General features: G+C 44.1%; 23 protein-coding genes. 18 read left to right on the top strand and 5 right to left on the bottom strand.

Features of this window, described 5'->3' with window-relative positions; translation table 11 throughout:
* From CRENPOLYSF2_RS12495 to lplT, 4 genes are all read right to left on the bottom strand, one after another.
* Positions 1-436, bottom strand: a 436-nt coding sequence (locus CRENPOLYSF2_RS12495; protein ID WP_272867706.1) for a YbgF trimerization domain-containing protein, incomplete at its 3' end; no start/stop codon positions are given.
* Positions 437-1054 carry a peptidoglycan-associated lipoprotein Pal gene (gene pal, locus CRENPOLYSF2_RS12490; protein WP_087144281.1) on the bottom strand — a complete coding sequence of 206 codons (618 nt, stop codon included), beginning with the start codon at positions 1052-1054 and terminating at the stop codon, positions 437-439.
* A 227-nt stretch (positions 1055-1281) separates the two neighbouring features.
* The gene (tolB, locus tag CRENPOLYSF2_RS12485; RefSeq protein WP_087144280.1) at positions 1282-2568 is read right to left on the bottom strand and encodes a Tol-Pal system beta propeller repeat protein TolB; all 1287 of its coding nucleotides are present in this window, start codon (positions 2566-2568) and stop codon (positions 1282-1284) included.
* Between the two features lie 461 nt (positions 2569-3029).
* Complete coding sequence (lplT, locus tag CRENPOLYSF2_RS12480) at positions 3030-4193, bottom strand: lysophospholipid transporter LplT (protein WP_087144279.1); 1164 nt, start codon at positions 4191-4193, stop codon at positions 3030-3032.
* A 195-nt stretch (positions 4194-4388) separates the two neighbouring features.
* Between lplT and CRENPOLYSF2_RS12475 the strand changes: the two genes are divergently transcribed.
* The 17 genes from CRENPOLYSF2_RS12475 (at position 4389) to CRENPOLYSF2_RS12395 (ending at position 19063) form a co-directional block, all read left to right on the top strand.
* Positions 4389-5543, top strand: coding sequence for an MFS transporter (locus CRENPOLYSF2_RS12475; RefSeq protein ID WP_087144278.1), 1155 nt, complete (start codon positions 4389-4391; stop codon positions 5541-5543).
* A gap of 84 nt (positions 5544-5627) precedes the next feature.
* Positions 5628-6260: a MotA/TolQ/ExbB proton channel family protein gene (locus tag CRENPOLYSF2_RS12470; RefSeq protein ID WP_087144277.1), complete on the top strand. Its 633-nt coding sequence runs from the start codon at positions 5628-5630 to the stop codon at positions 6258-6260.
* Positions 6244-6681, top strand: a complete 438-nt coding sequence (locus tag CRENPOLYSF2_RS12465; RefSeq protein WP_087144276.1) for an ExbD/TolR family protein — start codon at positions 6244-6246, stop codon at positions 6679-6681. The genes CRENPOLYSF2_RS12470 and CRENPOLYSF2_RS12465 overlap by 17 nt, the downstream gene beginning before the upstream one ends.
* Entirely contained in the window at positions 6678-7664 is a 987-nt protein-coding gene (gene lpxK / locus CRENPOLYSF2_RS12460; RefSeq protein ID WP_087144275.1) for a tetraacyldisaccharide 4'-kinase, read from the top strand. Before CRENPOLYSF2_RS12465 ends, lpxK begins: the two co-directional genes overlap by 4 nt.
* Positions 7661-7858, top strand: coding sequence for a Trm112 family protein (locus CRENPOLYSF2_RS12455; RefSeq protein WP_176371118.1), 198 nt, complete (start codon positions 7661-7663; stop codon positions 7856-7858). The genes lpxK and CRENPOLYSF2_RS12455 overlap by 4 nt, the downstream gene beginning before the upstream one ends.
* A complete protein-coding gene (gene kdsB / locus CRENPOLYSF2_RS12450; RefSeq protein WP_087144274.1) occupies positions 7855-8625 on the top strand; it encodes a 3-deoxy-manno-octulosonate cytidylyltransferase in 771 nt (256 codons plus the stop codon). The genes CRENPOLYSF2_RS12455 and kdsB overlap by 4 nt, the downstream gene beginning before the upstream one ends.
* 141 nt (positions 8626-8766) lie before the next feature.
* Positions 8767-9951, top strand: coding sequence for an alanine transaminase (gene alaC / locus CRENPOLYSF2_RS12445; RefSeq protein ID WP_087144273.1), 1185 nt, complete (start codon positions 8767-8769; stop codon positions 9949-9951).
* A gap of 118 nt (positions 9952-10069) precedes the next feature.
* Positions 10070-11722 (top strand): TolB-like translocation protein, encoded by a 1653-nt coding sequence (locus tag CRENPOLYSF2_RS12440; RefSeq protein WP_140396858.1) that lies wholly within the window; start codon positions 10070-10072, stop codon positions 11720-11722.
* A gap of 320 nt (positions 11723-12042) precedes the next feature.
* Complete coding sequence (locus tag CRENPOLYSF2_RS12435; RefSeq protein WP_087144271.1) at positions 12043-13353, top strand: homoserine dehydrogenase; 1311 nt, start codon at positions 12043-12045, stop codon at positions 13351-13353.
* Positions 13354-13356: 3 nt separating this feature from the next.
* On the top strand, positions 13357-14451 hold the full coding sequence (gene thrC, locus CRENPOLYSF2_RS12430; protein WP_087144270.1) for a threonine synthase: 1095 nt from the start codon (positions 13357-13359) through the stop codon (positions 14449-14451).
* Between the two features lie 111 nt (positions 14452-14562).
* The gene (locus CRENPOLYSF2_RS12425; RefSeq protein ID WP_087144269.1) at positions 14563-14883 is read left to right on the top strand and encodes a DUF2281 domain-containing protein; all 321 of its coding nucleotides are present in this window, start codon (positions 14563-14565) and stop codon (positions 14881-14883) included.
* Positions 14880-15314: a type II toxin-antitoxin system VapC family toxin gene (locus CRENPOLYSF2_RS12420; protein ID WP_087144268.1), complete on the top strand. Its 435-nt coding sequence runs from the start codon at positions 14880-14882 to the stop codon at positions 15312-15314. Before CRENPOLYSF2_RS12425 ends, CRENPOLYSF2_RS12420 begins: the two co-directional genes overlap by 4 nt.
* Positions 15315-15473: 159 nt before the next feature.
* On the top strand, positions 15474-16445 hold the full coding sequence (locus CRENPOLYSF2_RS12415; protein ID WP_087144267.1) for an ABC-three component system protein: 972 nt from the start codon (positions 15474-15476) through the stop codon (positions 16443-16445).
* On the top strand, positions 16345-16659 hold the full coding sequence (locus CRENPOLYSF2_RS19515) for an ABC-three component system middle component 6 (RefSeq protein ID WP_419185571.1): 315 nt from the start codon (positions 16345-16347) through the stop codon (positions 16657-16659). The genes CRENPOLYSF2_RS12415 and CRENPOLYSF2_RS19515 overlap by 101 nt, the downstream gene beginning before the upstream one ends.
* Positions 16650-18386 (top strand): DUF2326 domain-containing protein, encoded by a 1737-nt coding sequence (locus tag CRENPOLYSF2_RS12405; RefSeq protein ID WP_087144265.1) that lies wholly within the window; start codon positions 16650-16652, stop codon positions 18384-18386. Before CRENPOLYSF2_RS19515 ends, CRENPOLYSF2_RS12405 begins: the two co-directional genes overlap by 10 nt.
* Before the next feature lie 164 nt (positions 18387-18550).
* Complete coding sequence (locus CRENPOLYSF2_RS12400) at positions 18551-18814, top strand: PBPRA1643 family SWIM/SEC-C metal-binding motif protein (protein ID WP_087144264.1); 264 nt, start codon at positions 18551-18553, stop codon at positions 18812-18814.
* A gap of 24 nt (positions 18815-18838) precedes the next feature.
* Positions 18839-19063 carry a TIGR02450 family Trp-rich protein gene (locus tag CRENPOLYSF2_RS12395; RefSeq protein WP_087144263.1) on the top strand — a complete coding sequence of 75 codons (225 nt, stop codon included), beginning with the start codon at positions 18839-18841 and terminating at the stop codon, positions 19061-19063.
* Between the two features lie 153 nt (positions 19064-19216).
* Here CRENPOLYSF2_RS12395 and CRENPOLYSF2_RS12390 read toward each other — a convergent pair whose 3' ends face one another.
* Positions 19217-19753: a hypothetical protein gene (locus CRENPOLYSF2_RS12390; protein ID WP_087144262.1), complete on the bottom strand. Its 537-nt coding sequence runs from the start codon at positions 19751-19753 to the stop codon at positions 19217-19219.
* A gap of 243 nt (positions 19754-19996) precedes the next feature.
* Between CRENPOLYSF2_RS12390 and CRENPOLYSF2_RS12385 the strand changes: the two genes are divergently transcribed.
* A complete protein-coding gene (locus tag CRENPOLYSF2_RS12385) occupies positions 19997-21613 on the top strand; it encodes a protein adenylyltransferase SelO (protein ID WP_087144261.1) in 1617 nt (538 codons plus the stop codon).
* Positions 21614-21924 lie beyond the last annotated feature (311 nt).

Here is a 21924-nt window from a genome sequence, read left to right as displayed (position 1 = left end):
CGCCTGCCCTAGCATCAGTCACTACGGCTGGATCACTGGGCGCTACATCGGTTGCCGGGGTCGCGGCATCAATCGGCGGCGGCACTGCACTGGCATCGGGGGGGATTGCTTCGGCATCCGCTGGCGGTGTACTGGCTTTATTTTCCAAGGCCTGCAAACGCTCGTCAAAATCCGCATACTGGGTTTTCTGCTGCTTCTTTAACTCGGCAATTAAAAAAACCTGATCCTCTACCCTACCGGTCAGTTGCTGAATTTCCTTTTGCATCTGCTCCATACGGTTCATCATTTGATTAAGCGTATTAATAGATGGCATGGGTGTTGGCGGTTTAATTGTCTGCGGCGGATACGCACCGGTATTATTCACCGGCGGCAAATTCTCTGCACACGCGCTGGCAGAGACGGCACACAAGGCTATAATAGCAAGACGCATGTTCATTTAGCGCCCCTGATAGACCAATTCAACACGGCGATTTTGTTCCCAAGCCGATTCATCACTGCCAAACGCCGCTGGCTTTTCTTCACCGTAACTGACATTATCCAGCTGACTATCGGACGTGCCTTGCAAGGTTAATTTACCGGCCACGGTTTTGCCGCGTTGTTCGCCCAGAGCAATATTGTACTCGCGTGAACCACGCTCATCACCATGACCTTCCAAGGTGACACGTTGGCTAGGATGCGCCGCCAAATACTGTGCGTGCGCGGCAACAATCGGCACAAAATCCGCTTGGATTTCACTGCTGTCTAAACTAAAGTAAATAATGCTTTTTGATAACGGGTTACGCGGGTCGCTGAATTCTGGCCCGATAGCCGCATTGGGGTATTTACTATTGCCGCTGCCGTTCATACCACCTGCGCCATTCATGACACCGGAACCGTTTAAACCTGATCCATCGATACCACCTGCACCGTTCAAGCCGCTGGTTGAAGCATCGGTATTAACACCGCCAGGGCCATTAAGCGTGCCCGCTGCTAATGGATCGGTTTCATCATCACTACTGCACCCTACCAGTGCGGTAATAACCAATAATGTCAGTATTGTTTTATTAAACTTCATCACTATTCCTTGCTGGTTTGAAACCTCCATTTTTCGGAGGATCGGTAGAATTTGACGGCATCGCACAAGCAATACTATCGTTTACAATAACCACCTTTTAACGGAGGTCGGTTAATCCACCCAACACTATCTACGGGAATAATGTGCTGTTCACAACAATGCGCGTGGATTGAAATATTGGATTTGTCCTTAAAATAAACTGAGTGAGCAGGGCTCTGCCTGTAATATTAGGGAGCCCAAGCCGGTTCACGGACTTCACCGCTGTTAAATACCATTCTTTGCTGCATTTTACCATCTAATGTCACTGCGGATAAAAATCCGGTCTGACCTTTTTTAGACGCATATAAAATCATGCTGCCGTTAGGCGCAAAGCTTGGCGACTCATCCGACGGCCCATTGGTTAAAACGTTAATGCCTTTGCTGTTCACATCTAACACTGCAATCCGGTAATCGCCGCCGTTGCCATGTACCATGGCAATGTTTTGGCCATCCGGTGAAAAACTGGCACGGGCGTTGTAGTCACCGCTGAAAGTAATGCGTTGTTCTTCACCGCCACCCTGGCTGGAGGTTATATACAACTGCGGCTTGCCACCGCGATCCGAAGTAAACACAATATTGTTGCCATCTGGCGACCACACCGGCTCGGTATCTATCGAAAAGCTTTTGGTAATTCTGCGTAACACGCGTGACGACACGTCCAACGTATAAATGTCAGGGCTGCCGTCTTTAGACAAGGTTAACGCCAACTTGCTGCCATCCGGTGACCAGGCTGGCGCACCGTTAATACCCGGAAATTCGGCGACCCGTGTACGCTCGCCGGTAGCCAGGGTTTGCACGTAAATCGCCGCATTGTGTTTTTCAAACGACACATACGCCACTTTCTTTTTATCCGGCGACCACGATGGTGACATTAACGGCTGCGTGGATGAAGCGATGGTTTGCGGATTAAAGCCGTCGGTATCAGACACCTGCAATTTATGCTGGCTTTCCTTGCCTTTTCTGTCACTGGTAACATAGGCGATACGCCCGTTAAATACGCCTTTTTTGCCGGTGAGTTTTTCAAAAATCAAATCAGCGATATGGTGGGCGGTGCGGCGTAAATCATCTGCCGACGAGGCCATTTGATAACCCATCATAGCGCCGCCTTTAGACACATCCAGTAACTGAAACTGCACGTTGTACTGGCCACCATTACCGTTAATCTGACCAACCGCCATATAATTTTGCCCTAAACCCTGCCATTGTGGAAACTGTACTTGGCTAGCACTGCTAGGCTGGCTGGGCATAGAGCCGCGCGGCATCATTCTAAAATAGCCACTGCGTGCCAAATCGGCATTAATGATTGCACCAATATCCACCGGTGCGCCTTGTGATGCAAAGGGCACAACCGCCACCGGTATGCCATCGACCACGGTGCCTTCATTAATTTCAATGGTCAGTTCGGCATGGCAAAACACACTGTAGCTGCCTAACGCAACAACCATCACTATTTTTTTAAAAAAATTCACATCCATACTCCTTTCCTAAAATTTGCTAAACCGCTGTGTGGGTTAATCGAGACTGTAAGCGCTAGCATTGGCCATCTTTTAAATAAAGAGCTTAGACTAATTGCCACTATAACAAACATTTTATTGTTACTATCTTATCATTCAATGCTGTAACAACTCATTAGCCACGGGAAAAAACGTAAAAATAAAGTTACACTAGTACATCAAATCGTATAAAAACAGGATAATAAAAATCTTCAAATCATGAATGAAATGCTGATTGTGTACAGCATAAAGCTAAATTAAAATCCTGTTGACTTCCAATTTGGTGTACTAGTTTCATTATAGCTACACCAAAACCGAAATTGACTCTATTCAGTGATAACGATCGCACACCGTGTGTTTATGCCTTAGTGGGTAGTCTGCTTTATTAAGTTCGTCAATTTTACGCGCTTGTTCTTTAGTTGGTTTACTTGACCATTACAGTTTTAATGTGGCTGTTCAGGGTCCGGTAAGCGTAAAGACACCCAAAAAGTCGCTACAAACACCAGTCCACCTAATGTTACCAAGGTAGCGACAGGTGAAATATGTAACGATGCCGCATAGGTATAAGCACCAACAGCCAATAACATGGCCAGATTTTGAAAGAAATTCTGCAACGACACGGCACTGCCACTGCCAATGCTTTTTTGGCCTAACGCCTGTAATACGGCATTAATCGGCACAATAAACATGCCGCCCATTATGCCAATCACAAATAATACCGCACGCGCTGGCCACAGCGTGTTTGTTAAACTGAGTAGTGCTATTAAAATAGCCATTGTGTAAGCTGCAAATCTGGCGCGGCGTAAATGTTCCAAAGGAATCAAGCGCGGCACAATCGCAGAGCCTACAATAATACCTAATGCCAAATACAAGGTGAGCTGAGCAATATCGCTAGCGCTGTTTAGCATTAATACTGCCGGAGCCCAGGCGACAATAATTAAGCGCAAAGTGGCCGCCGATGCCCAAAATAATGAGCCGCCTAAAATAGCAAACCGTGAGCGTGGTGTGGTAAAAAAGCCGCTCATCTGCTGACCAAATTCAATTAACCGTGAAGCAGTGGCCGGTTTTTTAACCGGGGTAACCGGCAAGTACATTGCCACCCACGCTGAAATAACAAACAAGCTAATCGTGCCCACTAGCGCCCAATGCGTGGAATAATCGGCCACTTTAGCGCCCACCACCATGCCTAATAAAATTGCCAAAATAGTTGAGCCTTCAATCCAGCTATTGGCTTTTATTAAAAAATTATGCCCGACCAGTTCCGGTAAAATGCCGTATTTTGCAGGACTGTATAAAGCCGCGCCAATACCGACAATACAATAGGCAATTAGTGGCTCTACGTTCAGCAGTAATAATATCGCACCTGTTGCTTTAATAAGATTAGCAACAATTAACACGCGGGCTTTGGGATAATGATCGGCAAGACTGCCTACCCAGGGCGCAAGCACCACATAAGCAATTAAAAAGGCGCTTTGCAAGGCCGGAATATACCAACTGGCTTGATCTGTCGAGTGCATCACCATTGCAATCACCGTAAACAAGATGGCATTGTCGGCAAATGATGATAAAAACTGGGCAATCAATAATATATAAGTCTGTTTGGGCATGGTCATAGGCTTAAAGGACTGGCTGTCGTTAACTGAGGCTGTATCACACAAGGCGATGAGAGTTCAGCAAGATTCATCACACAGTCAGCTTAAGTCGTCTGATGAAATGCAATAACGATTATTATAGACGGTATCATTGGCAGAATTTAATATCTGCTACACGCTGACTTGCCACCTGATATTAACCGAAACCACATGTCTATTCCCACAGCACGCTTATCAGGATACTATTTTTTTTATTTTGCTACCTTAGGTGCTTTTTTACCTTACTGGAATCTTTATCTTAAACACAACGGCTTTAGTGCTGTACAAATAGGTGAATTTTCGGCGCTTATTGTAGCCACACGTATTATTTCACCCAATTTGGTTGGCTATATTGCTGATCACACCGGCAAAAATATGCCGATTATTCGTATAACATCGTTGTACACCGTGTTAATTTTTGCGTATTTTTTATTTCCGCAAGATTATATGCAGTTAGTGCTCATTACAACGGGATTTGGCTTATTCTGGAATGCGTCTTTGCCACAGTTTGAAGCGGTTACTTTGTATCACTTAAAAAATCAAACCCATCGCTACAGCCAAATCAGATTGTGGGGCTCGGTCGGTTTTGTCATTGCGGTTATGGGCTTTGGGCGGTTTTTAGATCATTACCCGATTACCCAATTACCGATGATTATTATCGTGTTATTAATAGGTTCTTGGCTAACAACACTGGTTACTCCGGAAGCTAAAGCCATTAAACACAGCGATACGAACATTGGACTGCGACATATTTTAAAACAACCGGCAGTGCTGGCTTTTCTTGCCGTTAATGCTTTGCTGCAAATATCGCACGGACCATACTATGTATTTTATTCCATTTACCTCAATGATAATCACTATAGCTCGACAATAACCGGCTGCTTATGGGCGTTGGGTGTGGGCGCTGAAATTGTGTTATTTATGACTATGCAGCGTTTATTAAAGCATTTTTCGCTGCGAATTTTGTTATTAATGAGTCTTTTGTTAGCAACATTGCGCTGGTTGATAATTGCCTGGTGCGTGAATAGTTTAAGCGCTTTATTTATGGCTCAATTGCTACATGCGGCAAGCTTTGGCAGTACCCATGTTATTGCTATCAGTTTGGTGCATAAATATTTTGGACAACAGCATCAAGGCAAAGGACAAGCTTTATACAGCAGTGTCAGTTTTGGTGTTGGCGGCACAGTAGGTAGTCTTTACAGTGGTCATTACTGGAATATATTAGGCCCTCAGCTTATTTACACCATAGCGGCAGTGTGTTGCATTATCGCTTTTATAGTGACTTATTTGTGGCTGGAACGGGAAAATAATGGCACATTAAGCTAGAATTACATCATGAACAGTATTGTTTGTGGCGTAATTAAACAGTACGTATCTCAATTTAAAAATATTGAATTTTAGGATATTGATGTGTTTGAAATTATAAAAAGCGGTGGCTGGATGATGTGGCCGCTCATCTTGTGTTCGATTGGCGCAATGGGTATTATTGTCGAGCGATTCTGGTCGTTACAAAAAAAGAAAGTTGTGCCACCTGAGCTTGTACCACAAGTGTGGAAGCTATCGCGTGAAGAAAAGATTGACAGCGTTTTATTGCACCGCTTAAGCGCTAATTCGCCGTTGGGTGCAGTGCTGGCCGCAGGGCTTTCGCATCGGCACTTAGGCCGCGATGTCATGAAAGAATGTATTGAAGAAGCCGGTCGTAAAGTGGTACATGATTTAGAACGTTTTTTAAATCCATTAGGTACTATTGCTACAATCAGCCCATTAATGGGTTTATTAGGCACTGTCTTTGGGATGATTGAAATCTTCTCCTCGCTTATGAAAAACAGTTCCGGCGATCCAAGTGTATTAGCTGGCGGCATTTCTGTCGCGTTGATTACCACGGCGACTGGCTTGGTTATCGGTATTCCCAGTTTAATCTTCCACCGCTACTTTGAGCGTTTAGTGGATGAATACGTGGTTGATATGGAATGCGAGGCCTTAAAATTGGTAGATATTTTGCAAGGCGACCGCGAAGAGGATATCGATGAAATTCCGGCGTAAACCTAAAGAAAAACTTGATATTACCTTAATATCGATGATCGATGTCGTCTTTGTATTGCTGCTGTTTTTTGTGGTATCGACCCGTTTTAACAAGCAATCTGGCATCAGTATACAATTGCCAGAAGCGGCTGGTGAGCAAACCGCTGAACAACCCAAACAAGTTAACTTAATCATCAATGCCGAAGGCCAGTATTTTATTGAAAATGAAGACGGCGAACCTGAACAATTGGCCGATCAGAAAAAGGAAACCTTGTTGGCCGAATTACGTAAACGTGCAGAGACATCTGCTCAAGAGCCGTTCATTATTAAAGCCGATGATAAAACCCCGCATCAATATGTTATTACTGCGCTGGATTTTGCAGGGCAAGCGGGTTTTACCCATATTACCTTTGCCACGCAGGAAGAACACGACGATAAATGATGCCCACACAGGCACCGACTTTCTGGGATAAAGGCGCAAAACTTGGTATCGTATTGCTACCGCTGGCGTGGGTATTTACGGCCATTGTTCGAGTGCGGCGATTTTTTTACCACACAGGTATACTCAAGCAACAGTATTTACCCGTACCGGTTATCATAGTCGGCAATATTACGGTGGGCGGTACAGGCAAAACACCGTTAGTTATTTATATTGCCAAGCTGCTGAAGCATGCGGGCTATAAACCAGGTATTATCAGCCGAGGTTACGGCGGTAAAGCCACATCGTGGCCGCACAGTGTTACGCCACAAACCGATGTCAGCTTGGTGGGTGATGAAGCGGTATTAATCGCCAGCCAAAGCGCTTGCCCAATGGCGGTTGGCCCATTAAGAGTCGATGCAGCACGTTTATTATTAAAGCAAGCCGGTTGCGATGTTATTATTTCCGATGACGGTATGCAGCATTACGCACTGGCCAGAGCGATTGAAATTGCTGTCATTGATGGTGATAGGCGTTTTGGCAATGGTTTTTGCCTGCCTGCAGGTCCCTTACGCGAACCGATTAGCCGGTTAAAATACGTCGATATGGTCGTGGTTAACGGTAATAAAGCAGCCACTCATGAATTTTCTATGCAGCTAAACGGCGCAATCGCTGTTAATATCCTCAGCGGCGAACAAAAACCGTTATCGGTATTAACGGGCATTGCTTGCCATGCTTTAGCGGGAATTGGTAATCCTGAGCGTTTTTTTAAATCGCTGCAAGCTGCCGGTATCGCTTGTGATACGCACGCTTTTCCCGATCACCATCGGTTTTCAAAACACGATATAACGTTCCAAGATGACAAGCCGGTATTAATGACCGAAAAAGATGCGGTAAAATGTACGCTCTTTGCAACGCATCAGCATTGGTACGTGCCAGTTAACGCGGTTTTAACCGCCGAATTTACTGAGCAACTGTTACATTTACTCAAAACCAAACCTGTATGATAGATAAAAAACTGCTCGATATACTTGCCTGCCCGATTTGTAAAGGCCCGCTACTGTACAAAAAAGATCAGCAGGAGCTGATCTGTCGCCCCGACCGCTTGGCATTTGCCATACAAGATGATATTCCGGTGATGCTGGAAGATGAAGCCCGCACCTTAAGCAGCGAAGAAGTCGACGTTTTATACCAAAAATGAGCTTACGCTTTAAAGTTGTTATTCCGGCCAGATTCGGTTCAACGCGCTTGCCTGGCAAACCGTTACGGCTGATTGCTGGCAAGCCGATGATTGCCCATGTTTGTGAGCGCGCACAAGAAGCGGAGGCCGATGACATCATTGTCGCTACTGACGATGAACGTATCGCAGCCACAGTAACCGCATTAGGCATTAAGGTAGTGATGACACGCCCTGACCACCAAAGCGGCACGGAACGGTTGGCCGAAGTGGCGCAGTTGTGTGGCTGGGCAGTTGACGATATTATCGTTAACCTGCAAGGTGATGAACCGTTAATTCCACCCGCGTATATCCGTGATGTAGCGGCCACTTTAGCAGAGCAACAACACGCTGGTATTGCCACATTGGCGACATCGATTGACGATGCAGCAGAGATTTTCAATCCGAATGCAGTGAAAGTCGTAGTGAATAAACTCGGTTATGCGTTGTATTTTAGCCGTGCAGCTATTCCGTGGGACAGAGACGGCTTTGCTAATGGGCAGCAAAAACCGTCAGGTAACATGGCGACTCTTAGACATATCGGCATGTATGCTTACACGGTGGGATTTTTGCAGCGTTATTGCCAATGGCAGCCGTCGGTTTTGGAAACGGTTGAGTCGCTGGAACAACTCAGAATTTTGTGGCATGGTGAAGCTATCGCCGTTAAAACAGTAGACCATGCACCGCCTGCGGGGGTGGATACCGAGGATGATCTCATGCGTGTTGAACGGATCTTTGCTGGTAATCCTTAATCTATCCATCGCTAACTATGCAGAGCCGCGTAACGATGGAATTCATGCTCTAACATGCGCATAATTTGACAACTTGTCTTAACAACAGTACAAAGACTACTTTTTTCTTTAACCTACACACCGGTTTGCCAAGAGCTGTAAATGGAACAATTTCATAGAATAAGTCGATTACCTCCCTACGTTTTCAATATCGTCAACGAACTAAAGGCCAAGGCGCGGGCAGCAGGTGAGGATATTATTGATTTTGGCATGGGCAATCCCGATCAGCCGACCCCGCCGCATATCGTTAATAAACTGATTGAGGCCACGCAACGCCCCGATACCCATCGCTATTCGGTATCTAAAGGTATTCCTAGGTTACGCCGTGCCATTTGTAACTGGTATAAAAATCGTTACGATGTTGATTTAGATCCTGAAACCGAAGCTATCGTGACTATCGGTTCTAAAGAAGGTTTGGCGCATTTAGCATTGGCCACGTTAGGGCCTGGCGATGTGGTGCTAGTGCCTAATCCCGCCTATCCGATTCATCCGTATGGTGTGGTGATAGCAGGTGCAGATTTGCGCCATGTACCGATGACATCAGAACTGGGTTTTTTTGATGAACTGGAAAAAGCCATCGTTGAATGCTGGCCGAAACCGAAAATGTTGATCCTGAATTTTCCTGGCAATCCTACCACGCAATGTGTGGAACTGGATTTTTTCGAGAAAATTATCGCGTTGGCGAAAGAACATAACATCTGGGTAGTGCAAGACATCGCTTATGTAGACATCGTGTTTGATGGCTATAAAGCGCCGTCCATCTTGCAAGTGGAAGGTGCAAAAGACATTGCCGTAGAATTCTTCTCCATGTCCAAAAGCTATAACATGCCCGGCTGGCGCGTGGGCTTTATGTGCGGCAACAAGGAATTGGTTTCAGCCTTGGCGCGAATTAAATCCTATTTAGATTACGGCACGTTTACACCAATACAGATTGCAGCGATTGCGGCTTTAGAAGGCCCGCAAGATTGTGTGCGCGAGATTGCCGCCATGTATCAAAAACGTCGCGATGTACTCTGCGAAGGCTTGAATGCAGCGGGTTGGCCGGTGGAAAAACCCAAAGCGACGATGTTCGTGTGGGCAAAAATTCCTGAAGCGTATCAGGCGATGGGTTCGTTGGAGTTTTCCAAGAAACTGTTACTGGAAGCCAAGGTCGCGGTTGCACCAGGTATTGGTTTTGGCCAGTATGGGGATGACCATGTCCGCTTTGGTTTGATTGAAAATGAGCATCGGACACGGCAGGCGGTGCGTGGCATTCGCACTATGATGAAGAAGGATGGGGTTGTTTAAGCACTGTTGGACTTTAACTTGATTTTCAATATACCGCATTGTTCTTGCGCCGTAAAATGGCGCACTCTGCTTGAGTTGTGACTGACCATTTTTTTGATTATCTATTCAGGTGACTTCGGTGAAAAAGCGATTTACTAGTCTTCATTCTGCACTAATGGCTGTTTGCTTGCTATTGACAGCGCTGCCAGGCCAAGCGGCAAACTTAAGCATTATCACCGTAGACCCAACAGGGAAACCCGTAGGTAGCCTTACCAATAAGGGTTACAGCTTGAGTTCAAATGGGCGCTATGTGGCATTTTCTAGCGGGCAAAAGCTCTCGATACACGATACCAACAGCAGCGTCGATGTTTACATACGTGATATTGTTACCAATAAAACACTATTAGCCAGTATTGATCTTGCCGGTAGAGCCGCTGGCAAAGTGGATACGTCTTTGACTCCCCTTTTAACACCGGATGGGAGATATGTAGTCTTTGGTAGCAACGCCAACGATTTGGTATCCAATGATACTGACGATAAGCGTGACATTTTTATACGGGATCTAAGCACCAATACCACAAAACTTATTACCGCCAATAAAACCGGACAGGCTTCTTCAGGGAAAGAAAGAAATTACCAGATCAGCGCAGATGGCCGCTTTGTTATCTTTGAAAGCAATGCCAATGATGTGGTAACAAACGATACCAATAACGCCTGGGATATTTTTGTTCGCGATACCAAAACTAATACGACAAAATTAGTGAGCATGAATAGCGCCGCTACAGACAGCGGTAATGCCGAATCCGTGTTTGAAAGCTTTGGTACTACGGGTCGATTTATTAAATTCCGTAGCCGTGCCGATAATTTGGTCGCCAATGACACTAATGGCAAGGCCGATTGCTTTGTCCGCAACCTGCAAACCAATCGAACAATTTTACTACAAAGCTGCGATACCTTCGCCAGCACCGACAACCGTTATATGGCTTTTAGCATAGAAAAGAGCTTGACTAAAAACGACACCAACAACAAAAAAGATGTGTACAGGCATGACTTGGAAAAAAATACCCTGGAATTGGTCAGCATTAACAGCAAAGGCAAAGCCAGCATTAATTCACAGGCTGAGGCGCGTGCCATGAGCGATAATGGTCGTTATGTGATGTTTGACAGCAATGCGACGGATATGGTTAAAAACTATAATAAAAATAGTCAATACGTTTCCAAAAACGTTTATGTCCGTGATCTAGTGAGTAAGACCACCCGTCTGGTCAGTATGAATGCTGCGGGCAAAGCAATTGGCGGCCACGGTTTTCTACTCAGTGATAATGGGCAAACCGCGTTGTTTAGTAGCGATACCGCGAAAATACCGTATCAGTTTTCCGATGGCAAATGGGCGCTTTTTTCCCGTAATTTGGCTACCAATAAGACAACTTTGTTTTCGGTCACATCAGCTAAACTACCTATTGTAGGAAAATATCAGGATAGTTTATTTGATGATTTTAATTATCCACAGTTAAGCGCTGATGGGGCGGTTATGGCATTCAGTAGCCAACGCAAGGATTTGACTGCACATGATAACAATCAAACGATTGATGTTTTTGTTAAGTCACTTAAAAATGGCTTAACCCGTCTTATCAGCATGAATTACACCGGCTCTAACAGTGGTAATAGAAGTTCAGATACACCTGTATTAAGTGCAGATGGTAAAGTGGTTGTTTTTAAGAGTAGCGCTCACAATCTGGTAGCCAATGACACCAGCGTTGGCAATAATTTTTTTGCAAAACGTATCCGATAATATTTATTACTTACAGCGTTTTCACAGTTCAATAGTTACAGCGTAACCGTTCGCACTGGGCTTGTCGAAGTGTGCCATTCATGCTTCGACAAGCTCAGCACGAACGGTGGCTGTAACTGTCCTAAGGAACGTGCATGAAATAACTTGAGCAAGTTCATGCTTCGACAGGCTCAGCACGAACGGTNNACGGTGGTGGCGTTTAAGTTGTTCAAGTTATTTCGTGCGCGTTCCTAAGTTGAAAACGCTGTATAGTTTATCGCTGTGTTTAAAAATCCAATTTTGTAAGACGATATATAATAATTTTTTAACTGGAGTGTGCTTTGAAACCGGTAAAAGTAGGTGTATTAGGCTTGGGTACTGTCGGCGGCGGTACAGTGAATGTGTTAAAGCGCAACGCGGTGGAAATTGCCCGCCGTGCTGGTCGCGAAATTGTCATTACCCGCGCCTCGGCGAAAGATTTAACCAAAGCCCGTATCTGCGACACGCAAGGTATCGCCTTAACCACCGATCCTTTCGAGATCATTAACGATCCTGACATCGACATTATTGTTGAACTGATCGGCGGCTGCGGCGCAGTCAAAGACATGGTGTTGCAAGCCATTGCCAATGGTAAGCACGTTGTTACCGCCAATAAATCCCTGCTGGCTCTGCATGGCAATGAAATCTTTGCCAAAGCCAGCGAAAAAGGCGTGATGGTGGCGTTTGAAGCCGCTGTCGCTGGAGGCATTCCTGTTATTAAAGCCATCCGTGAAGGCTTAAGCGCCAACCACATAGAATGGCTGGCCGGTATCATCAACGGCACCGGCAATTTTATTTTGACGGAAATGCGCGACAAAGGCCGTGACTTCAACGATGTGTTGGCCGAAGCGCAAGCGCTGGGTTATGCGGAAGCTGACCCAACCTTTGACGTTGAAGGTATTGATGCCGGCCACAAGTTGACTATCCTGGCTTCGATTGCCTTTGGCATGCCCTTGCAATTTGATAAAGTCTATACCGAAGGCATCACCCAAATCACCCGTGCGGATGTCGAGTACGCCGAACAATTGGGTTACCGCATCAAGCATTTAGGGATTGCCCGTAAGACACCGGAAGGCATAGAGCTGCGCGTCCACCCTACCTTAATCCCTGATCGCCGCTTAATTGCCAATGTCGATGGCGTGATGAATGCCGTGGTGGTTAAAGGCGATGCCGCAGGCCCTACGCTGTATTACGGCGCAGGTGCGGGCTCAGAACCTACGGCGTCATCAGTCGTTGCCGATGTGGTGGATGTGGTGCGTGCCTTGACCAGCGACCCTGAAAACCGCGTACCGCATTTGGCGTTCCAGGCTGATGCGTTGGTGGATATTCCGGTGCTGTCTGCCGATGACTTCAGGACGGCGTATTATTTACGCCTGAGTGCCGAAGACAAGCCTGGCGTGTTGGCAGATGTGACCCGGATACTTGCCGACCATCACATTAGTATTGAAGCCTTGATTCAAAAACAACCGTTGGCCGGTGAAACCGTGGTGCCCATTATTTTGCTCACCCAAATCACCCGCGAACAAGAAATGAACGCTGCGATTGCCAAAATCGAAGCCCTGCAAACTGTTACCGGAAAAGTTAACCGCATCCGATTGGAAACCTTAGGATAATTCATGTCTAACCACACACGCTACACAGGTCTTATTGACCGCTACCGAGATCGTTTACCCGTCAGCCCCACCGCCCGCGTTATCAGTTTGGTGGAAGGCAATACGCCGATGATCGAGCTACAGAATATCCCCAGAATGATCGGTAAGGACGTAAAAATCTATGTCAAATTTGAAGGTTTGAATCCGACTGGATCGTTTAAAGATCGCGGCATGACCATGGCCATCACCAAGGCCGTGGAAGAAGGCAGCAAGGCGGTAATTTGTGCCTCCACCGGCAATACTTCGGCTTCGGCTGCGGCGTATGCGGCACGCGCTGGCATTAAAGCGTTTGTGTTAATTCCTGATGGCAAGATTGCCCTGGGCAAGCTCGCGCAGACTTTAATGTACAACGCCACCATAATCCAGATTAACGGCAATTTTGATGACGGTATGCGTCTGGTTAAAGAAGTCGCCGAGTTGGCGCCGGTAACGATTGTCAACTCCATCAACCCGTTTAGGTTGGAAGGCCAAAAAACCGCCGCCTTTGAGATTGTGGATGATTTGGGCACGGCGCCGGATTACCATTGTTTGCCGGTGGGCAATGCCGGTAATATCAGCGCGTATTGGAAAGGTTATAAAGAATATTCCACCGATAGCGCCACCCACAAAGCTGTCACCAATAAGCGTCCTGTGATGTGCGGCTATCAGGCCGCAGGCGCTGCGCCGTTTGTGGCTGGCCATCCGATTGACAACCCTGAAACGGTGGCGACGGCGATTCGTATTGGCCGCCCGCAATCGTGGGATTTTGCCATTGCCGCGCAGCAAGAATCCGGCGGCTGGTTTGACAAATTCACCGATGATGAGATTCTGGCCGCGCAAAAACTGCTCTCGCAATACGAAGGCATTTTTTGTGAACCTGCTTCTGCAACGTCTATAGCAGGGGCTTTGCGGGATATTAAGTCTGGCAAAATACCGGAAGGCAGTACGATTGTCTGTACGTTGACCGGCAATGGCATTAAGGATCCGGATATTGCGATTAAGCAATGCGCGGATGCCAAGCCGATTACTATTGATGCGGATTTGGATGCGGTTAAACGGGCAATTTTGGATTGTTTGTAGAAGAATGTTTCCCATAAAAGTCAGGATGATTTTATTCGCTGTGTATTGTCACACTCAGAAAAAAAGCGTTAACTAATCACCTCTGACTTTTAAAATTTGGAGTGCTACCAAATGAGTGGATTAGATCAAGAAATTTTGACCAGACTCTCAACATTGCCAGAGCAAGAGCAACAAGAGGCGCTCGATTTTATTGAATTTTTGCAGGGTAAATCAGCGCGTAAGTTGAGAAATTCTAGCTACCAAAATAAGACGGAATCATTTAAAAATACATCAAAAACCCAACAAAAGGTGATTGATGAAACAGACCTATCGCCAATCTATCAAGCATTTGAACAAGCTGGCTTGATTGGTTGCATAGAAACCGATGAGCAGCTTTCCACAACGTACAAGCAAAAACTGGATTTTTCGTTTAAACACGGCGCTATTGAATGATTATTGTCGATAGTGGTTTCTGGTTTGGCTTGTTTGACCGAAAAGACAGCAATCATCAAGTCTGTAAGGCTTTTTTAGCACAATGCCGCGAACCACTTATTACAACCTTTCCTGTGTTAACGGAAGCATTGCATTTGCTTATGCGCCGTGAGAATGTGCGTTTGGCTTTTGATTTTCTAACGCTGTTACAAACATTGCAACATCAGGGAAATTTTTCTACATTTCCATTAACGGATGGTCATTTGTCGAGGCTTACCAATCTGATGGTGCAGTATGCTGATTTACCAATGGATTTGGCCGATGCTTCATTAGTGCTATTAGCCGAAGAGTTGGGGCACGGTCGTATTGTCTCTACCGATAAGCGGGATTTTCATACTTACCGCTGGAAAAATCACCAGCCGTTTACTAATTTATTGGAACAGATTTTGTGAGCTAAAGTTGGTATGTTGGATTAACAGCTTTGTCGTTAACCCAACATATTGCATCTATAAATGTTGGATTGAAAAAAACCGCAACTCAACCTACGCTACTTATTTAGTAGATGACGGTTGTTTTTTCCAATCCCACGAATAATCAACCTAAGAGTATTAATGAATCGCTCGCCATATTTCAATTATATAGAAGAAAAACTCAGCACACTTGCTACCAGGATTGAACTACGTGGCGGGTTAAATATTCTTGATTTGAACATTCATGCAGAGAGTTTTTATACACATTTTTTTAACCTTCTTTTTGGTTGGAAGCTGATAAATTTAAATGCAAAGCAGCATAATGTAGCGGGTGCTGACTTAATTGACTCAGAAAATAAAATAATCGTGCAAGTTTCTGCCACAGCAACTAAACAGAAGATTGAGTCAGCCTTCAATAAAAAAAATATTTCCAATTACCCAGACTATTCTTTCAAATTTATATTCATTGCTAAAAATGCAGGTGACTTGCGAACAAAAACATTTGCGAACCCTTACAATTTAACATTCGATCCCGCTGCCGATATTTTTGATGTATCTGCTCTTTTGCAATCTATTTTAGTTATGGAAATTGAGCAGCAGAAACTAATCTATGATTTCCTGAAAAAAGAACTTAAAAGTGAGGCTGACCCAGAAAAAGTTGAGACCAACTTAGCAACCATCATCAAAATTCTTTCCAAAGAAAAATGGAGTCCAGATGTACTGAGCTTTGAAACACTAGCCTTTGACCCAGAAGAAAAAATTTCATACAATCAGTTGGGTACTGCTGCCAGACTTCTGATCGAAGACCATAAAATCTACTACTATCGCATTGAAAAAATCTACAGTGACTATGACAAACAAGGGGCCAACAAAAGCATTTCGATTTTAAATGGTATCCGCAAGGAGTATATTAATCTTGTTGACACAGTTTCCGCCAACCAATGTTTCTTAGCCGTCATCGAAAAAGTAAAGGAGAGGATACATACAAGTGCTAATTACACTCCAATTGCTGATGAAGAGCTTGATTTATGCGTGCAAATCCTTGTTGTTGATGCTTTTATTCGATGCAAGATTTTCAAAAATCCTTCAGGAGATTCCAATGCTAATTCCTGACAACATTCATCCTGAACAGACTATTTATTTTAATGGTGCCTATGTACTCAAGGCCATACAAGAACATCGAGTAATGAATTTTCTTGATCTATATATAGAAACAAAAACTGAGCAGGATATGAGTATGCCCGTTTTTGTACTATGTCTTGATTGGCTTTTCCTGCTCAATTTAATCAAGTTGAATGACAGTGGAAAGGTTGAATTGTGTTTTTAAAATCTCTGACTATTGCTCAAGGTGATGGTGAAATAATCCAAAACATCCGTTTTCACGCTGGTCTGAACTTAATTGTCGACGAAACGCCTATTAACCACGGTAAAGAAACCGGCAACAATGTTGGCAAAACAACGGTTTTAAAACTAGTTGATTTTTGTCTTGGAGCTAAGGCCAAAGGGATATATAGCGACCACGAAAACAAAAAGCAAGAATACAAGCTCGTTAAAGATTTTTTAATAAATAATAGAGTATTAATTTCATTAGTTCTTACAAATGATTTTTCGCAGGAAAATCCCCAGGAAACACTTATTGAACGAAACTTTCTGCCCCGTAAAGAAAAAATTCAACGCATAGGCAACGAAAACCTAACTGATGAATTATTTAGCAAAACGCTAACAGACCTTCTTTTTCCAGGGCATTATGGAACTAAGCCAACTTTTAGACAAATAATTGCCCACAACATCCGTTATACCGATGTAAGCATCAACAATACACTTAAAAATCTTGATAGCTTTACTCGTGATGATGAATATGAAACACTCTATCTTTTTCTTTTCAATTGCAATTTCGAGCAGGGAGATGATAAGCAAGAATTACGTTCTCAAATCGATATTGAAGAAAAATTTAAGAAACGCCTAGAATCTGACCAAACAAAATCAGCATACGAAACTGCATTGGCTTTACTTGAATCAGAAATAGAAGAACTTGAACGTAAAAAAGCATCACTCAATTTAAATCCGAATTTTGAATCAGACTTGGATAATCTTAACAGGTTAAAATATCAGGTTAATCTCACTTCTTCCGAAATTAGCCGACTCGAACTACGAAAGGATTTGGTTTTAGAAGCTCAGCAAGATATGCAGGCAGGTAAATCTAACATCGATATACAACAATTACAGCAGATATATCAGCAGGCAACTTCTCTAGTAAGTGGGATACAAAAAACATTCCAGGAGCTTAATGATTTTCACAATCAAATGGTTACCTCAAAAATTCGGTTTATAGTACAGGATTTACCAAAAATTGATGCAGAGCTTATTGCAAAACGTGAACATTTAAGCCGCCTTTTAACACAGGAAGCTGAGCTAAGCGCAGCCATTACACGCAGCGACTCTTTCGAAGTACTTGAGCGATTGATTACTGAACTTAATGTCAGGCATCAAACAAAAGGTGAATATGAAAATACGCTACGTCAATTAAGCACTGTAGAATCAAAATTGACCGAACTTAATGAAAAACTTGCCAAAATTGACAATGAGCTTTTTTCTGAAGAATTCGCTCATAAAATCAAAGAACAAATAAACAAATTTAACAAACATTTCTCATCTGTGTCGAATGAATTGTATGGTGAAAAATATGCATTAAAGGTTGATACAAAAACCGGAAAAGGACGCCGCCTTTATGAGTTCACACCATTTGACCTAAACAATTTCAGTTCGGGCAAAAAACAGGGCGAAATTTCCTGTTTTGATATTGCTTACACACTATTTGCCGATGAAGAAAATATCCCTTGTATGCACTTTCTGCTCAATGATAAAAAAGAATTAATGCACGATAATCAACTTATAAAGATTGCCAATCTAGTTAATGCAAAGGGAATACAGTTTGTTACATCAATTCTGAAAGATAAGTTGCCAGAAGAACTTAATAAAGATGAGTATGTAGTAGTTAAATTATCACAAGGGAATAAACTTTTCAGAATTGAAAGCCAAACTACAACTCGATGAGATACACTAAAAATAGGATATTGCCTACGTAAAGAGGTGCATCATTCGAGAGCTAAGTTTGTAGTCTAGATAACAGCCTTACCGAACGCGGTAAGGTGTATATCTTGTTTAACATATAGGCATCAAAATATTGCATAAACAAACCTTATGAAAGGTAGATAACTATGGCAAAACTTGGAACTAAAGAAAAACCCATCATCGTCCGTGTTCACACTGATGAAAAAGCACAATATGTAGCTGAAACCTGCGTAAAAAATGGCTGGATTTATATCATCGGCTTTGAACCTGACAAACCGGAAGATATTTCAGACTTAGAGAAGGCCTTGAATCCACCCAAACCCGCTATCTCGGCAAAGATTAATCGTAACGATGCTTGCCCCTGCGGTAGCGGAAAGAAATATAAAAAATGTTGCGCCGCTAATAGCTGATATACCGCATTGCTGAGATGACTTGTGCCTACACAGAATAAAATAAACCCCAACAAACTGCTGTTATCCAAATGGACAGCCGTTGCACCCCAGAAAAAAGAGCGTCACTTTATAGTGACCAAACTTATCCATGCAGAAAATGAAGACATCATCGCCTGCGAATTGGAAGCTGTGCTTACCAATACTGTCTACGAAACTGATTGGCAGGAACTGAAAAACACAACTTGTTGGCTAATGGGTTGGCGTTAAAGTGTCTATAGTCTTATTAAACTGATCGCCTATATGGGATTATATAATTGAATTTTAATAGATAATTTTCTTTTAAATACACAATATTTAATTTTATGCGAGACGAGCAATGTGTGTCGTTGCTCGCCTTGCTTTAGTAAAACGATAAAAGCTTTACTTCACCAAATTCCATCGTCCAGTTTGTGGGTTTTGGCATGCCAAACGAGTTTCAGTAATGCGTTCGCCATTTGGCAGTACTGCGCTTTCTTGCAGGTTTTGGCATTTTTGCTGCGTCTGCGGATTAATGTTTTGTTGTCCAATGGGGTTGAGTGCCAGTGTGTTGCCAGTTTGTGGGTTAGTCCATTGTTGTGCTTGGGTGATAGCGCCTGAATTGACAGCACTGCCTAATTGTTGGAGTCTAAAATTCTGGTCGGCCTGGGAAACTTGTGAGCCAATTTGACCGTTTAATACATTGCTACCCATACTTTGAATAATGGCACTTAACACCGCACCACTCACACCGCCACCTAAAGCGCTGTTGGCGACAGAACCCAATATGGAATTACCCGCATTACCATACATGCCGCCGTTATTACCGTACATGTCACCTCCGTTATTGCCATACATGCCACCGCCACCACCCATGCAGCCGGTTATTGCAAGTGTTGTCGCTAAAGAAAGTGTTATTTTTAATGTCTTGGATAGTTTCATTTTGTGTAAAGCCTAATAATGGGAAGGTGGTGGATTATTGCTATTTTTAAGAATGTTTAAGTAATATTACCGTGTAATTACTGAATAGTAACTGAATGTAGCATTTATTTAATATAAAAATGGGTGAATTCAACTAATCAATGTGATGCGGCTATCGTGATTGCAAAACACGACATTACCGAACAAGCTGGTATAGTGACTCTAAATTCCTATTTATCAGCGCTTAAAGCTTAATCAACTGCCATGAGTTTCACACAAAAACTATCCGATTTGAATCAGCTACAGTTTGACAACCGCTTTATTAGCGAACTGCCTGCCGATTCTGTAACCAGTAACACACGCCGCCAGGTTGTCGGTGCATGTTATTCTCGCGTACTGCCTACGCCGGTTAAAAAGCCCCAAAAAATTGCTTACAGCAAAGAAGTTGCTACCTTATTAGATTTATCTGATGAAGTTTGTGAATCAGAACATTTTGCCCAGATATTTACCGGCAATCAACTTGCCGCCGGTATGGAACCTTACGCCACCTGTTACGGTGGTCATCAATTCGGTAATTGGGCAGGGCAATTGGGCGATGGCCGTGCCATTAATCTGGGCGAAATTATCAATCAGCGCGGCGAACGCTGGGCACTGCAACTTAAAGGTGCAGGCGCTACACCGTATTCGCGTACTGCCGATGGCTTAGCCGTACTGCGCTCATCACTGCGTGAATTTTTATGCAGCGAAGCCATGTACCATCTGGGCGTGCCCACTACCCGCGCCCTGAGCTTGATGCTAACCGGTGAATCGGTGCTGCGCGATATGTTCTACAACGGCAATCCGCAAACAGAACCAGGGGCTGTCGTGTGCCGCGTTGCACCCTCGTTTACCCGTTTTGGCCACTTTCAGCTGTGCAGCGTCAGAAACGATTTTGCTTTATTGAAACAATTGGCCGATTACACCATCCGTACCGATTTTTCGCATTTGGATGCTAGCGCGGCGGATATTTATAGCCAATGGTTTACTGAGATTTGCCTTAAAACTGCCGATATGATCGTGCATTGGCAACGGGTTGGCTTTGTACACGGGGTAATGAATACTGACAATATGTCTATTTTAGGGCTGACTATTGATTACGGCCCTTACGGTTGGCTGGAAAATTATGATCCTAACTGGACTCCTAACACCACCGATGCCAGAGAACACCGTTACCGCTACGGCCATCAGCCGCAAATTGCCTTTTGGAATCTCAGCCAATTGGCTAATGCACTCTATCCGCTGATTGGTATGGTAGAACCCTTGCAAGTAGGCTTAAATGCTTACATCAAGGCTTTTGAGGATGGCTGGCAAAACATGATGGCGGGAAAATTGGGTTTTGCTAGCTTTAAGCCAGAAAGCGATGATGATTTATGTGCCGACTTGCTCAAGCTTTTGGAGCAGGTGGAAACCGATATGACATTATTTTTCCGCCAGCTTGGTCACATTAAAACCGATGCGGTAGCGCTGGATAAAACCGATGAGGAATTGGTAGCGCCATTAATGTCCAGTTATTACCTAACTGAGCAATTAAACCACAATTACACGGCACAAATGGGTGCATGGCTGCGTCGATACATTCAGCGCTTACACGCCAATCCATACAGTGATGCCGAGCGCTTAGTCGCCATGAATGCCGTCAACCCAAAATATGTGCTACGAAATTATCTAGCACAACTGGCTATTGATAAAGCTGAACAAGGTGATTTCTCACTGGTTGACGAATTATTGGAATTACTGCGCCATCCTTATGATGAGCAACCGGAGCGTGAAAATTTTGCGGTAAAAAGACCCGATTGGGCACGGCAGCGGGCGGGGTGTTCTATGTTGTCGTGTAGTTCGTAATTAATATTACACGTTGGCTTAATCAAAACAAGGTAGCAGCCAGCCAGTCAGCCTGATTTTGTTTGGTGTTGCAAATGTAGGCTATCAACTTAGGAACGCGCATGAAATAACTTGAACAACTTAAACGCCACCACCGTTCGTGCTGAGCCTGTCGAAGCATGAACTTGCTCAAGTTATTTCGTGCGCGTTCCTTAACGTGGGACAAAAAAACAATAACATTCAAGTAGGTTGGGCTGCCTGCTGTTTGGCAACCCAACATTTTACAAGGCCTTGGGAATGTTGGGTTGAGAAAAGCGTTCAACCCAACCTAC

Origin of the sequence: Crenothrix polyspora (assembly GCF_900163755.1) — a bacterium.
GTDB lineage: Bacteria > Pseudomonadota > Gammaproteobacteria > Methylococcales > Methylomonadaceae > Crenothrix > Crenothrix polyspora.
The sequence above is the reverse complement of the archived record's forward strand: the minus strand, read 5'-3'. Positions and strand labels throughout refer to the sequence as shown.